Consider the following 13009-nt stretch of genomic DNA (forward strand, 5'->3'; position numbering starts at 1 on the left):
GGATAACGACTCGGTCCGCGGATCGCCAGGCGGCGGTCCGCGGACCTATCGTGGGGGACGCGGGCGACCTGCGCATTGCGCCGTATCAACCGATGCAGTGGGCTGTGACCAACCGGTGAATTGCGCTGGGACCTACCAGTCAGTAAGTTCGTGGGGTTTCTCACTCGGGGGGCTGCCCGCACACCGCGAACAGCGGCAGCAGTACGCTTGTCTTGTTTGCACCACACGTCTCGCGGACAACGCGGGGCATATACGTTGTCTGTTGGAACAGCTGGGGTCCGCTCACAAGCGTGTTCGCCTGGCCGTGCAATGAGGGCACCATCCTAGGAGGACACGAAGATCCATGTCCAAGATCAAGGTTGAAGGCACCGTCGTCGAACTCGACGGCGACGAGATGACCCGGATCATCTGGCAGTTCATCAAGGACAAGCTGATCCATCCGTATCTCGACGTGAACCTCGAGTACTACGACCTGGGCATCGAGTACCGGGACAAGACAGACGACCAGGTCACCATCGATGCCGCCGAGGCGATCAAGCGCCACGGCGTCGGCGTCAAATGCGCCACCATCACGCCGGACGAGGCCCGCGTCAAGGAATTCGGCCTGAAGAAGATGTGGCGCTCGCCCAACGGCACCATCCGCAACATCCTCGGCGGCACCATCTTCCGCGCCCCGATCATCATCTCCAACGTCCCGCGCCTGGTGCCCGGCTGGACCAAGCCGATCATCATCGGCCGCCACGCGTTCGGCGACCAGTACCGCGCCACCGATTTCAAGGTGTATCAGGCGGGCACGGTCACCGTGACCTTCACGCCGGAGGACGGCAGCGAGCCGATCCAGCACGAGGTCGTGAAGATGCCCGAGGACGGCGGCGTCGTCATGGGCATGTACAACTTCAAGAACTCGATCATCGATTTCGCGCGCGCCTCGTTCAACTACGGCCTGCAGCAGAACTACCCGGTGTATCTGTCCACGAAGAACACCATCCTCAAGGCCTACGACGGCATGTTCAAGGACACGTTCCAGGATGTCTTCGACGCCGAGTTCAAGACCCAGTTCGACGCGGCGGGCCTGACCTACGAGCACCGCCTCATCGACGACATGGTCGCCTCCTCCATGAAGTGGGAGGGCGGTTACGTCTGGGCCTGTAAGAACTACGACGGCGATGTGCAGTCCGACACCGTGGCCCAGGGCTTCGGTTCGCTCGGCCTGATGACGTCGGTGCTGCTGACCCCGGACGGCAAGACCTGTGAGGCGGAGGCCGCGCACGGCACCGTCACCCGGCACTACCGCCAGCACCAGCAGGGCAAGCCGACCTCGACCAACCCGATCGCGTCGATCTTCGCCTGGACGCGCGGGCTCGAGCACCGCGGCAAGCTGGACAACACCCCCGAGGTGATCGGCTTCTCGCAGACCCTCGAGGATGTCGTCATCAAGACCGTCGAGGGCGGCCAGATGACCAAGGATCTCGCGCTGCTCGTCGGCGGCGATCAGGGCTACCTGAGCACCGAGGAATTCCTCGGCGCGCTGGACGCTAACCTGGCCCGCGCCCTGCGCTGACCAGCTGAATGTCCCGGCGCTGGCAGCGAATCCGGCGCCGGGGACGACTCTACGGGCACCCGCACCACACGGTGGTACGGGTGCCCGGACTGTTTTCCGGTCAGGCCGCGACGGTGTGGTCGCGCAGCACCGTGGCGGCGCGGGGGAAGTTGTCCGCGCCGAGACCCCGTTCGACGCTCGCGTCGAGCAGTCGCTGCAACGGGTCCAGCAGGTCGGTGGGCAGTCCCTGCTCGCGACTCACGCCGCGGATCGTTTCCAGCACCGACCCCATCTCCGCGATGCTCGCGAAGGTCGGCGCGAATTCGTCCGCGTCGATTTCGGCGGCCAGGGCCGGCAGCACGTCGAGCAGCGCGCGCAGCCAGGGCACCAGGAAATCAGCGGTGAGACCGTGCACCGTGGCCGGTGCGCCGCCGAGCATCGCCGCCGCGTGGAAGAAGCCGCCGAACAGTCCGTACATGCCCGCGAGCACCGCCATGTCGTGCAAGGCCGCCAGGCCGGTGTCCGCGCCGAGATAGCTGGTGGCGCCCAGCTCCGCGATCGCCGCGCCGTGTGCGTCCGCGGCTTCGGCCGACCCGCTGTAGGGAACGAGCGTGGCCGCGGTGCCCACCGTCGCGGGCATGCCGAGAATCGCGCCGTCGAGAAAGTGACCCCGTTGCTCGGCGATCCAGGAGGCCAGCGCGCGGGCCTCGTCGGGGCGGCCAGTCGAGACGTTCAGCACCGTGCGTCCCGCCAGCGCGCCGGGAACGGTCGCCAGCAGCGCCGCCACGCCGGGGGTGTCGACGTGCGAGACGATGATCAGTTCGCTCGCCGCTATCGCGTCGGTGAGCGGCGCGGCGCGGCGCGCGCCCAGTTCGTCCAGCTGCGGCGCGCGGCCCGGCGTCCGGTTCCACACCGTCGTCGGGTAGCCGGCGGCCAGGTAGCGTCCGGCGATCGCCGAGCCCATCCGCCCGAGTCCGAGCACCGTTATCCGCGTGCGCTTTTCGCTGGTCATGCGTTTCCTCCGTAGATCTGTGCGGGTGTCGGGTGGGCGCCCGCGTCCCAGTCTTCGCGTTCCGGTCGCGTCGCACGAGTGGCAGGACTGACCGTCGACGCACGCTTCCTGCCATATCCTGGGCGGCATGACCGGCCGCACCGTCGCCATCGCCGTCACACCCGGTGCGATGCATCCCTGGGATCTCTACGAACTCGGCGTGCTCGCCTCGATCTTCGGCACACCGCAGCCCGATATCGCCGAGGACTGGTACGAGCTGCGGATCTGCTCGGTCTTGCCCGGCACGGCCGAGTCGGCGATCGGGCACGGCGCCTTTCTGCGCGCCGAGTACGGCGTGGCCGAACTGGTCGCCGCCGACACGGTTTTCATTCCGTCGATCGCCTACGACTGCACGACCGACAACCGCCCGGTGCCGCCCGAACTGATCGACGCCCTCGGCGCGGCGCACCGGCGCGGCGCGCGGATGGTCGCGCTGTGCAGCGGCACCTTCGTGCTGGCCGCAGCCGGGCTGCTCGACGGCAGGCGGGCCACCGTGGGCTGGGAGCACGCCGCGATCCTGGCTCGGCGCTTTCCCGCCGTCGAAGTGGACGGCGCGGCGCTCTACGTCGACGACGGGGACATCCTCACCAGCTCGGGAATGACCGCCGCGCTGGATCTCTCGCTGCATCTGGTGCGCCGCGATTTCGGCGCGGCCGTGGCGAACCGGCTGGCCAGGCGGCTGATGGTGCCGCCGAATCGAGCCGGGGGACAGGCCCAGTTCGTCGACCTGTCCGTCACGGCGCGGGCCGCCGCCGATCTCGGCCCCGCGCTCGAATGGGCCGGCGCCCACCTCGACGAGCCGCTCACCGTCGACCAGCTCGCCGCCCGCGCCGCCATGAGCCCGCGCACCTTCCACCGCCGCGTACAGCAGTCGATCGGCGTCACGCCGAAACAGTGGTTGCTGACCCAGCGCCTCGCCCGCGCGCAATCGCTGCTCGAATCCACCGATCACCCCATCGATCGGGTCAGCCGCATGTGCGGCCTCGGTACCGCCGCCAACCTGCGCAGACACTTCGCCGCCGTGGTCGGCGTGACGCCCGCGGAATACCGCCGCACCTTCGCGCTGCGCGAACCGCCCGCGGCGTGAATTGCCCGCCGGCGTAACCGAACCCGGGCCGGGATGACGCCGCGCACATGCGGTGGCGGCGGCGGGCGGTGCGATCGGGGTACGCGAGTGTTTCCGAATGAAACTTGCCAGGTCGAATGGCCGGCGCGTCCAAATTGGGCGATTTTTCCTTCTGACCTGCATGTTTTCTCGAAACTAAAGGTGTTTCAACTCACGTTTACTCGGGAAGCGAAACCGCCGCGGGAGGCGTTTCATGAATACGTGACCACCCCACTCGCCACCCAGGTACCCGCACGCCCCGAGGCTGAGCGGACGAGCTGGCATATTCCGGCCATGCTCGCGCTGGCTCTCGGCGGATTCGGCATCGGCACAACAGAATTCGTCACCATGGGCCTGCTGCCCAATATCGCCCACGCGATGGGCGTCTCCGAACCGACCGCGGGACACGCCGTCTCCGCGTACGCGCTCGGGGTGGTGATCGGCGCGCCGGTCATCGCCGCGCTGTGCGCGCGGGTGTCCCGGAAGAAATTGCTCATCGCGCTGATGGCGGCGTTCACGCTGGGCAACATCGCGACCGTGCTGGCGCCGACCTTCGGCACGCTGGTGGCCGCGCGGTTCGTCTCCGGTCTGCCGCACGGCGCGTACTTCGGCGTCGCCTCGCTCGCCGCCGCCACCCTCGCTCCGGTGGGTCAGCGCGCGAAAGCGGTCGCCGCGGTTATGCTCGGGTTGAGCGCCGCCAATGTTGTCGGCGTTCCTGCTGCGACCTGGCTCGGCCAGCATCTCGGCTGGCGCGACGCCTATGTCGTGGTCGCCGTGATCGGGCTGGCGACCGTCGCCGCACTGATCAAGTTCGTCCCGGAACTCACCGGGATCACGATGACCAATCCCGTCACCGAACTCGGCGCGCTGCGTCGTCCCCAGGTCCTGCTGACCCTGCTGGTCGGCGCGATCGGCTTCGGCGGCATGTTCGCCGTCTACACCTACATCACCACGACGCTCACCGGCGTCGCCGGCATGTCCGCCGGACTGGTTCCGCTGGTGCTGATGCTGTTCGGCGTCGGCATGGTGGTCGGCAATATCGTCGGCGGCGTGCTCGCCGACCGCGGTGTGGATCGCGCGATCTACGTCGCCATGATCGGCATGGCCGTCATCCTCGCCGGATTCGTTGCGGCGGCGCACAATCCGTACACCGCGGCGATCGGCGCGTTCCTGGTCGGTGCGAGCGGCGCGTCGCTCGCCCCCGGCTTGCAGACGCGGTTGATGGATGTGGCGCACGAGGCGCAGACGCTGGCCGCCGCGTTGAACCACGCCGCGCTCAACATCGCCAACGCCGCGGGCGCCTGGCTCGGCGGCGCCGTGATCGCGGCCGGGCTCGGCTACACCGCGCCCGCCATGGTCGGCGCGGGTCTCGCCGTGATCGGCGTGGTGTTGTTCGCCGTCACCGTCTGGGCGGCCCGGCGCGACGCGCGCCTCGTCGCGGCGGCGGCCCTGATCGCCTGACGGTGCGCCGCGCTTGAACATACAGAGCTGTATGTAAGTGTAGAATCGCCGGATGGCCAGGATCGAAGTCGCGAAACCGCAGCGTCGCACCCAGGAGCAGCGCAGCACCGAGATGCGGACGCGGTTGCTCGACGCGACCATCGACTGCCTGGTCGAGTACGGCTACGCGGGCACGACCACACCGCGGGTCGCCGAACGCGCCGGCGTCACCCGCGGTGCGCAGGTGCATCACTTCGGTTCCAAAACCGATCTGGTGGTCGCCGCGATCAGCCATCTCGCGCAACTGCGCGCGGAGACCGCGATGCGGGAGATGGCCAAGGTCGAGCGCGGTGACGACCCGGTCGGGGCGGCGCTGGAATTCCTGTGGGAACTGCACCAGGGGCCGCTGTTCATCGCCACCGTCGAGCTGTGGGTGGCGGGCCGCACCGACCCCGTGCTCGCCGCCGCGATGGAGAAGGTCGAGCCGTTCGTCAACAATGCCGTCCTGATGGCAGTCGCCCGCTTCGTCCCCGACGAGATCCGCCGCAAGGAAGCCCGCGATTTCATCTACACGGCGATGGACGCCCTGCGCGGCATTCTCGTCTCCAACTTCATCGACCCGGACAACGAACGCGCACAGCGCCGTTGGCGTCGCGCCACCGCCCACCTGCACGACATCGCCGCCGCGGCGTTGGCCGGCGTCCGCACCACCGACTGAGGCGTACCGCCGACCCAGGTGCCGCCGACTGAGGCGCACGCCGACTGAGGCGCACGCCGACTGAGGCGCACGCCGGACTGAGGCGCACGCCGGACTGAGGCGCGGCGTCTATTCGTCGCACAGTGCCAGGGCGAGCAGCTCGGACTTCTTTTCGATTTTCGTCTCCGCCGAGTCCGGCCGATAACGCCGTCGAGCGGGACGAGACCGGTGTGCCGTTCGGTCGCGTCCCGCTCGACGGGTGGGTCAGTGCTGGCGGGGGAGGAGGTGGTGGCCGGGTTTGTCGGTGGACAGGGCCAGCGAACTGATGTACTGGATCTCCCCTTCGGGCCCTGGGGTGGCCGAGGCGATCATGTCGGGGCGTTCGAATTCGAGGCCGGTGACATGACAGGTGAGGGTCTCGCCGGAGGGGTTGCCGTGCTCGTCGAACATCGGCAGATCGATGCCGTCGTCGCTGCGCCGCAGGTAGTACTTGCCCTTGGTGGCGATCGCGGTCAGCGGGGTGGCGAGGAACGCGACGACCACCGCGACGATGGGGGAGTAGGGCTTCAGCAGCTCACCGAACAGCCCGAAGAACGTCATGATCGAGAGCACCGCGGACAGTCCGAAGCCGACCAGGCCGACCGGGTTGAAGTCGTACAACATGCCGCGCCGGAACTCCGGCTGCTTCGGCGAGATCTTCAACAGGTACTTGTTGACCGCGATATCCGTTGCGACGGTGACGATCCAGGCGATGCCGCAGTTGGCGTAGAAACCGAGGATGTTGTTGAGGAAGTCGAACATGTTGGCTTCCATCAGGATCAACGCGATCACCAGGTTCACGCCGAGGAAGATCAACCGGCCCGGGTAGCTCTTGGTGACCCGGGTGTAGGAATTGGTCCAGGCCAGCGAACCCGAGTACGCGTTGGTCACATTGATCTTGATCTGGCTGATCACGACGAGCACGACAGCCAACGTCATAGCGAGCCAGCCCGGCACCATATCGCGGTAGATCTCCAGGAACTGGTGCACCGGCTGATTGGCGATCCCCTGTGCAGCAGGCACATTCGCGATCAGGTACACCGCGAGGAACAGCCCGACCACCTGCTTGAGCGCGCCGAAAACCACCCAGCCGGGCCCGGCGAGCAGCATCCAGCTCCACCATTTGCGGGCGTTCTCCGGCGTGCGCGGCGGCATGAAGCGCAGGTAGTCGATCTGCTCGGCGATCTGAGCGATCAATGACAGGCAGACGCCCGCCGCCAGCAGCGTGCCGGAAAAGCTGACGCCGGAACCGTTTTCGCCGCCGTAGGCGAAGAACGAGGACACCGAATCAGGGTGGCGTACCAGCAGGAACCCGAACGGCAGCACCATCAGCAGCAACCAGAGTGGCGTCGTCCACACTTGCAGCTTGGCGAGGGTGTTCATGCCGTAGATGACCAGCGGGAAGATGATCAGTGTAGAGGCCAGGTAGCCGAGCCAAAGCGGTATGCCCAGGCCGAGTTCCAGCCCCTGGGCCATGATCGACCCTTCGAGCGCGAAGAAGATGAAGGTGAACGAGGCGAACACGATATTGGTGATGACCGACCCGTAATAGCCGAATCCGCTACCGCGAGTGATCAAATCGAGGTCGATGTTGTAGCGCGCCGCGTAGTAGGCGAGCGGAAAGCCGGTCAGCATCACGACGACGGCGAACAGTCCGATCCCGAGCAGCGCGTTCCCGGTGCCGTTGGCGATGCCGATGTTCGCGCCGATGGCGAAGTCGGCCAGGTACGCGATGCCACCGAGGGCGGAGATGCCGACGACGGCCGGGCTCCATTTCCGGTAACTCCGTGGCGCGAACCGCAGGGTGTAGTCCTCGAGTGTTTCTTTTGCTGCGGCGATCCCGTCGGAATTCGACGACCGGGTATCGAGCTCGACCACGTTCTTCTCCTCATGTTCGCACTGACGATCTGCGACCTGTCGACCGTCGTACACGGTTGTGGACGATGAATTTCCGGACCATTACGCGGCTGTTACGTCCGTCGAGGCGGTGAATTGGGTCACAGGAACCGGCTCGGAGTAGTCCGCAGGTCGCTCGAACCGGTCCGAATACCAGCACGAACTGGCGATACATACACCTCCGACGGTATGTCGTAGAAGCGTGTCCGTCGGCTGGACAATGCCTAGATGGAACCGTGGGTACCGGTGACAACCTTGCGTACTTACATACATCTCTGTATGTTTGTTTCAGCTCGATCCGGACGGATCGGTCAGCGTCGTCCGCCCGTGGGCGGTACCCGGCGGGGACCGCCGGGCTAGGCACTATCTGAGGAGTTCGATGGCGAACAAGGTTTACGTCGTCGGCGTCGGCATGACGAAGTTCGAGAAGCCGGGCCGCCGCAAGAACGAAGACGGGACCGACTGGGACTACCCGGACATGGCGCGGGAGTCCGGGACCAAGGCGCTCGCCGATGCGGGCATCGCCTACGACCTGGTGGAGCAGGCCTACGTCGGCTATGTGTACGGCGAATCCACTTCCGGTCAGCGCGCGGTCTACGAACTCGGCATGACCGGTGTCCCGGTGGTGAACGTCAACAACAACTGTTCCACCGGCTCGACCGCGCTCTACCTTGCGGCACAAGCGATTCGGGGCGGGCTGGCCGAGTGCACGCTGGCGCTCGGCTTCGAGAAGATGCAGCCGGGCTCGCTCGGCTCCACCTGGGACGACCGCGAGCAGCCGATGGCCAGGCACATCATGGCGCTCGCCGAGATCTCCGAGGTGCTGTTCCCGGTGGCGCCGTGGATGTTCGGTGCGGCCGGCCGCGAGCACATGAAGCAGTACGGCACCACGGCCGAGCACTTCGCCAAGATCGGCTACAAGAACCACAAGCACTCGGTGAACAACCCGTACTCGCAGTTCCAGGACGCGTACTCGATGGACGACATCCTCGGCGCGCGCATGATCTACGACCCGCTCACCAAGCTGCAGTGCTCGCCGACCTCGGACGGTTCCGGCGCGGTGATCCTGGCCAGTGAGGCGTTCGTGGACAAGCACAACCTCGCCGCGCAGGCGGTGGAGATCGTCGGACAGGCGATGACCACCGACTTCAAGTCCACCTTCGACGAGACCGCCAAGAACCTCGTCGGCTACGACATGACCGTGCAGGCGGCCCGCAAGGTCTACGAGCAGGCCGGTCTCGGCGCCGAAGACTTCCAGGTCATCGAGCTGCACGACTGCTTCTCGGCCAACGAGCTGCTCACCTACGAGGCACTGGGGCTCTGCGGCGAGGGCGAAGCCGGAAAGCTGATCGACGACAACCTGACCACCTACGGCGGCAAGTGGGTGGTGAACCCCTCCGGCGGCCTGATCTCCAAGGGACATCCTTTGGGCGCAACGGGTTTGGCGCAATGCTCCGAACTCACCTGGCAGCTGCGCGGCACCGCGGACAAGCGCCAGGTCGACGGCGTCACCGCCGCGCTGCAGCACAACATCGGTCTCGGCGGCGCCGCGGTCGTCACGGCCTACCAGCGCGCCGACCGCTGAGCCGGACCGGCGCCGAACATCCGACCGCTGAACTCGCACAACACATCTCGACGAGGAGTCAACTCATGGGACACATCGAAGCCACCAAGGACGTCAACGCCACCCCCGAGGCCCTCTGGGCGGTCGTCTCCGACCCGCAGAGCTGGGACAAGTGGTTCACCATCCACGAGCGCTTCATGGAGGAGCCGCCCGCCGTGCTCACCGAGGGCGCCAAGCTCGTCGCCAAGATCGTGATGCTCGGCATGGCGAACAAGCTGGAGTGGACCGTCGTCTCCGTCGCGCAGCCGTCCAAGCTCACCCTCGGCGGCACCGGAATGGCCGGTGTGAAAACCGAATTCACCTTCGACATCCAGCCCAAGGGGGACGGCGGCAGCACCATCCTGGTGTCCGGCGACTTCGAAGGCGCGCTGATCAAGGGTGCGCTCGGCAAGGCGGTCGAGAAGGACGGCCTCAAGCAGCTGGACAAGTCCCTCGAGCAGCTCGACGCGCTGGCTTCGGCATGACCGCCGAGACCGCCGCGGCGCGGCTGGTCGAGTTCGACGACGCCGGCCTGGAAACCTGGTGCGACGACGAGCGGTTCGAGGTCACCGGCGAGCGGATCGGCGAATACGCCGCGGCCACCAACGATCCGATCGAGGCGCACCTCGCGGGCCGGGTCGCCTCGCCGATCTTCGCCATCGTGCCGGTGTTCGAGGCGATGATGATGCCGGTGATCGATGTCGCGCCGATGGACATCTTCGGCCGGGTCGTGCACGGCGAGCAGGACTTCCACTTCCACCGGGCCATCCAGCCCGGCGACAAGCTGGTCTCGCGGGCCAAGGCGACCGGATACACCAGCCGGTCCAACGGCACCACCATCACCATCCTCATCGAATGTCGCACCGAGGAAGGGGAATTGGTCAACGAGCAGTACCTGACCGCCTTCTTCCGCAATATCGACGCGGGCAAGTCGGTCGGCGCGGCGGCGCCGGCGCACAAGTTCGACGAGGCCCTGCGCGCGCAGCCGCCGGTGGCGGTCGTGGCCCAGCATGTGGACGACGACCAAACCTTCCGGTACTCACCGGCTTCCGGTGATCCGGTGCCGCTGCATCTCGACGAGCAGGTGGCCAAGGACGCCGGGTTGCCCGGCATCATCGCGCACGGTCTCTGCACCATGGCGTTCGCGTCGTGGGCGGTGCTCACCGAGGTGGGTGGTTCGGATGTCAACCGGCTGAAGCGATTCGCCGTGCGGTTCGCCAAGATGGTCTTCCCCGGCGACGACCTGGAAACCCGCATCTGGAAGGTCGGCTCCGCCGACGGCGTCACCACCTACGCGTTCGAGACCGTGCGCGGCGCGGACGTGGTGCTCAGCGACGGGCTCGCCGAGATCGCGGACTGAGCGAAAACCCTTACCAGGTCGAATAATTCAGCACAGACTTCAGGAAGAGGAGACATCGATGGGTGCACTCGAAGGTCGAGTAGCCATCATCACCGGCGCCGGGCGCGGCATCGGCCGCGAGCACGCCCTGCTGTTCGCCCGGGAAGGCGCTGCGGTGGTCGTCAACGACCTCGGCGGCAGCAACGAGGGCGAGGGTACCGACACCACGCCCGCGCAAGAGGTCGCGAACGAGATCGTCGCCGCGGGCGGTAAGGCGGTGGCCAACACCGACAACATCGCCACCTGGGACGGCGCCAAGCGGGTGGTCGACCAGGCCGTCGCCGAGCTCGGCGGGCTCGACATCGTGGTCAACAACGCGGGCATCCTGCGCGACGCGTTCATCGCGGGCATGGACGAAGCGCAATGGGACGCGGTGATCGCGGTGCACCTCAAAGGCCACGCCGCCGTGCTGCACCACGCCGCCGCCTACTGGAAAGACCAGAGCAAGGCGGGCAACCAGCCCAACGCGGCGGTGATCAACACCGCCTCCGCGTCCGGCACCACGGTGCCCAACGCCGGTCAGGGCAACTACGGCGCGGCCAAGGCGGGGATCGCCGCGCTGACTCTCGTCGCGGCCGACGAACTCGCCCGTTACGGCGTGCGGGTCAACGCCATCGCGCCGATCGCGCGCACCAGGCTCACCCTCGCCACGCCGGGCATGGGCGCGATGATGGCCGCCGAGGCCGACGAGGTGGCGGAGGGCGGCTTCGATGCCTTCAGCCCCGCCAACATCTCGCCGCTGGTGGCCTACCTGGCCTCGGACAAGTGCCCGATCACCGGCAAGGTGTTCGCGGTGCAGGGCGGCGCCATTTCCGAGCTGGCCGGTTGGCACGATGTGAAGACGATCGAGACCGAAGGGCCCTGGCTGATCGACGACATCTCCGCCCGGCTGCCCTGAGCTCGCCGCAACGTTAGGAGAACAACGATGTTCGAATGGTCCGAGACCGATCTGCTGATCCGCGACGCCGTGCGGACGTTCATCGACAAGGAGATCCGGCCCAACCTGGACGCCCTGGACAGCGGCGAGCTGTCGCCGTACCCGATCATCCGGAAGCTGTTCAGCGAGTTCGGGATCGACGCGATGGGTGAGGAAGCGGTGACCAAGCTGCTCGCCAAGCAGGAGGCGAGAGAAGCGGCCATCGCGGCGGGCGAGCCGAAGCCGGAGAAGAAGGACAAGTCCGCCGGCGGTAGCCCGTTCGCCGGGCAGGAATCGCTGATGGCGGTGCTCATCGGCGAGCTGTCCGGTGTCTGCATGGGCGTGGTCACCGCGCTCGGCGTCAGCATCGGTCTCGGCGCCACCACCATCATGTCGCGGGGCACGCTGGCGCAGAAACAGCGCTGGCTCACCGACATCGTGACCATGAAAAAGGTTGCGGCGTGGGCTATCACGGAGCCCGACTCGGGGTCCGACGCGTTCGGCGGCATGAAGACCTACGTCAAACGCGACGGCGAGGACTACCTGCTCAACGGGCAGAAGACCTTCATCACCAACGGTCCCTTCGCCGACGTGATGATCGTCTACGCCAAGCTCGACGAGGGTGACGGCGCCGACAAGCGCGAGCGCAAGGTGCTGACCTTCGTGCTGGACAAGGGCATGGAGGGCCTCACCCAGGGCAAGCCGTTCAAGAAAATGGGCTTGCACGCCTCGCCGACCGGTGAACTGTTCTTCGACAACGTCCGCCTCGGCCGGGACCGGCTGCTCGGGGAAACCGAGGAGCACAAGGGCGGTGACGGCCGGGAGAGTGCCCGTTCCAGCTTCACCGCGGAACGGGTCGGCGTCGCATTCATGGCGTTGGGCATCATCAACGAATGCCACCGGCTCTGCCTGGAATACGCCAAGAGCCGCAAGCTCTGGGGCCAGGAGATCGGGCGGTTCCAGCTGGTGCAGCTCAAGCTGGCCAAGATGGAGATCGCGCGGATCAACGTGCAGAACATGGTGTTCAACACGCTGGAACGGGGCCGGGCCGGCAAACCGCCGACACTGGCCGAGGCCTCGGCCATGAAGCTGTACGCGTCCGAGGCGGCCACCGAGGTCGCCATGGAGGCGGTCCAGTTGTTCGGCGGTAACGGGTACATGACCGAGTACCGCGTGGAACAGCTTGCGCGCGACGCGAAGTCGCTGATGATCTACGCGGGCAGCAACGAGATCCAGGTGACCCACATCGCCAAGGGTCTGCTGGCCTGACAGCTCGTCGTTCGGGGCGCACGACAACGGCGTGTGCGCTCCGAACGTGCTGTG

At 66.8% G+C, this 13009-nt stretch carries 11 protein-coding genes; 9 read left to right on the forward strand and 2 right to left on the reverse strand.

All coding sequences use genetic code 11. The features are described from left to right. Nucleotides 1-343 precede the first annotated feature (343 nt). On the forward strand, nucleotides 344-1561 hold the full coding sequence (locus tag O3I_RS05280; RefSeq protein WP_014981861.1) for an NADP-dependent isocitrate dehydrogenase: 1218 nt from the start codon (nucleotides 344-346) through the stop codon (nucleotides 1559-1561). A gap of 100 nt (nucleotides 1562-1661) precedes the next feature. Here the strand turns inward: O3I_RS05280 and O3I_RS05285 are convergent, their stop codons facing one another. Further along, nucleotides 1662-2552 carry an NAD(P)-dependent oxidoreductase gene (locus O3I_RS05285; protein WP_014981862.1) on the reverse strand — a complete coding sequence of 297 codons (891 nt, stop codon included), beginning with the start codon at nucleotides 2550-2552 and terminating at the stop codon, nucleotides 1662-1664. A 127-nt stretch (nucleotides 2553-2679) separates the two neighbouring features. Between O3I_RS05285 and O3I_RS05290 the strand changes: the two genes are divergently transcribed. From O3I_RS05290 to O3I_RS05300, 3 genes are all read left to right on the forward strand, one after another. Further along, nucleotides 2680-3678, forward strand: a complete 999-nt coding sequence (locus O3I_RS05290) for a GlxA family transcriptional regulator (RefSeq protein WP_014981863.1) — start codon at nucleotides 2680-2682, stop codon at nucleotides 3676-3678. Nucleotides 3679-3990: 312 nt separating this feature from the next. Then, entirely contained in the window at nucleotides 3991-5157 is a 1167-nt protein-coding gene (locus O3I_RS05295) for an MFS transporter (RefSeq protein ID WP_014981864.1), read from the forward strand. 52 nt (nucleotides 5158-5209) lie between these two features. After that, on the forward strand, nucleotides 5210-5854 hold the full coding sequence (locus O3I_RS05300; protein ID WP_014981865.1) for a TetR/AcrR family transcriptional regulator: 645 nt from the start codon (nucleotides 5210-5212) through the stop codon (nucleotides 5852-5854). Between the two features lie 243 nt (nucleotides 5855-6097). Here the strand turns inward: O3I_RS05300 and O3I_RS05305 are convergent, their stop codons facing one another. Continuing rightward, nucleotides 6098-7750 (reverse strand): purine-cytosine permease family protein, encoded by a 1653-nt coding sequence (locus O3I_RS05305; RefSeq protein WP_051066898.1) that lies wholly within the window; start codon nucleotides 7748-7750, stop codon nucleotides 6098-6100. 397 nt (nucleotides 7751-8147) lie between these two features. On the opposite strand from O3I_RS05305, the gene O3I_RS05310 reads away from it, so the two are divergent. From O3I_RS05310 to O3I_RS05330, 5 genes are all read left to right on the forward strand, one after another. Beyond that, nucleotides 8148-9353: a lipid-transfer protein gene (locus tag O3I_RS05310; protein ID WP_014981867.1), complete on the forward strand. Its 1206-nt coding sequence runs from the start codon at nucleotides 8148-8150 to the stop codon at nucleotides 9351-9353. Between the two features lie 65 nt (nucleotides 9354-9418). Further along, nucleotides 9419-9856: a type II toxin-antitoxin system Rv0910 family toxin gene (locus tag O3I_RS05315; protein WP_014981868.1), complete on the forward strand. Its 438-nt coding sequence runs from the start codon at nucleotides 9419-9421 to the stop codon at nucleotides 9854-9856. Then, nucleotides 9853-10731 carry a MaoC/PaaZ C-terminal domain-containing protein gene (locus tag O3I_RS05320; RefSeq protein ID WP_014981869.1) on the forward strand — a complete coding sequence of 293 codons (879 nt, stop codon included), beginning with the start codon at nucleotides 9853-9855 and terminating at the stop codon, nucleotides 10729-10731. The genes O3I_RS05315 and O3I_RS05320 overlap by 4 nt, the downstream gene beginning before the upstream one ends. Nucleotides 10732-10789: 58 nt before the next feature. Beyond that, nucleotides 10790-11668: an SDR family oxidoreductase gene (locus O3I_RS05325; protein ID WP_014981870.1), complete on the forward strand. Its 879-nt coding sequence runs from the start codon at nucleotides 10790-10792 to the stop codon at nucleotides 11666-11668. Nucleotides 11669-11695: 27 nt separating this feature from the next. Continuing rightward, nucleotides 11696-12955 (forward strand): acyl-CoA dehydrogenase family protein, encoded by a 1260-nt coding sequence (locus O3I_RS05330; RefSeq protein ID WP_014981871.1) that lies wholly within the window; start codon nucleotides 11696-11698, stop codon nucleotides 12953-12955. The last annotated feature ends 54 nt before the right edge of the window (nucleotides 12956-13009 follow it).

It is taken from the genome of Nocardia brasiliensis ATCC 700358 (assembly GCF_000250675.2).
GTDB lineage: Bacteria > Actinomycetota > Actinomycetes > Mycobacteriales > Mycobacteriaceae > Nocardia > Nocardia brasiliensis_B.

What these genes read in the sequence shown, in the direction of transcription:
- O3I_RS05280 (WP_014981861.1), top strand. Translation starts at nt 344, where the DNA reads ATGTCCAAGATCAAGGTTGAAGGCACCGTCGTCGAACTCGACGGCGAC.
- O3I_RS05285 (WP_014981862.1), bottom strand. Translation starts at nt 2,552, where the DNA reads ATGACCAGCGAAAAGCGCACGCGGATAACGGTGCTCGGACTCGGGCGG.
- O3I_RS05290 (WP_014981863.1), top strand. Translation starts at nt 2,680, where the DNA reads ATGACCGGCCGCACCGTCGCCATCGCCGTCACACCCGGTGCGATGCAT.
- O3I_RS05295 (WP_014981864.1), top strand. Translation starts at nt 3,991, where the DNA reads ATGCTCGCGCTGGCTCTCGGCGGATTCGGCATCGGCACAACAGAATTC.
- O3I_RS05300 (WP_014981865.1), top strand. Translation starts at nt 5,210, where the DNA reads ATGGCCAGGATCGAAGTCGCGAAACCGCAGCGTCGCACCCAGGAGCAG.
- O3I_RS05310 (WP_014981867.1), top strand. Translation starts at nt 8,148, where the DNA reads ATGGCGAACAAGGTTTACGTCGTCGGCGTCGGCATGACGAAGTTCGAG.
- O3I_RS05315 (WP_014981868.1), top strand. Translation starts at nt 9,419, where the DNA reads ATGGGACACATCGAAGCCACCAAGGACGTCAACGCCACCCCCGAGGCC.
- O3I_RS05320 (WP_014981869.1), top strand. Translation starts at nt 9,853, where the DNA reads ATGACCGCCGAGACCGCCGCGGCGCGGCTGGTCGAGTTCGACGACGCC.
- O3I_RS05325 (WP_014981870.1), top strand. Translation starts at nt 10,790, where the DNA reads ATGGGTGCACTCGAAGGTCGAGTAGCCATCATCACCGGCGCCGGGCGC.
- O3I_RS05330 (WP_014981871.1), top strand. Translation starts at nt 11,696, where the DNA reads ATGTTCGAATGGTCCGAGACCGATCTGCTGATCCGCGACGCCGTGCGG.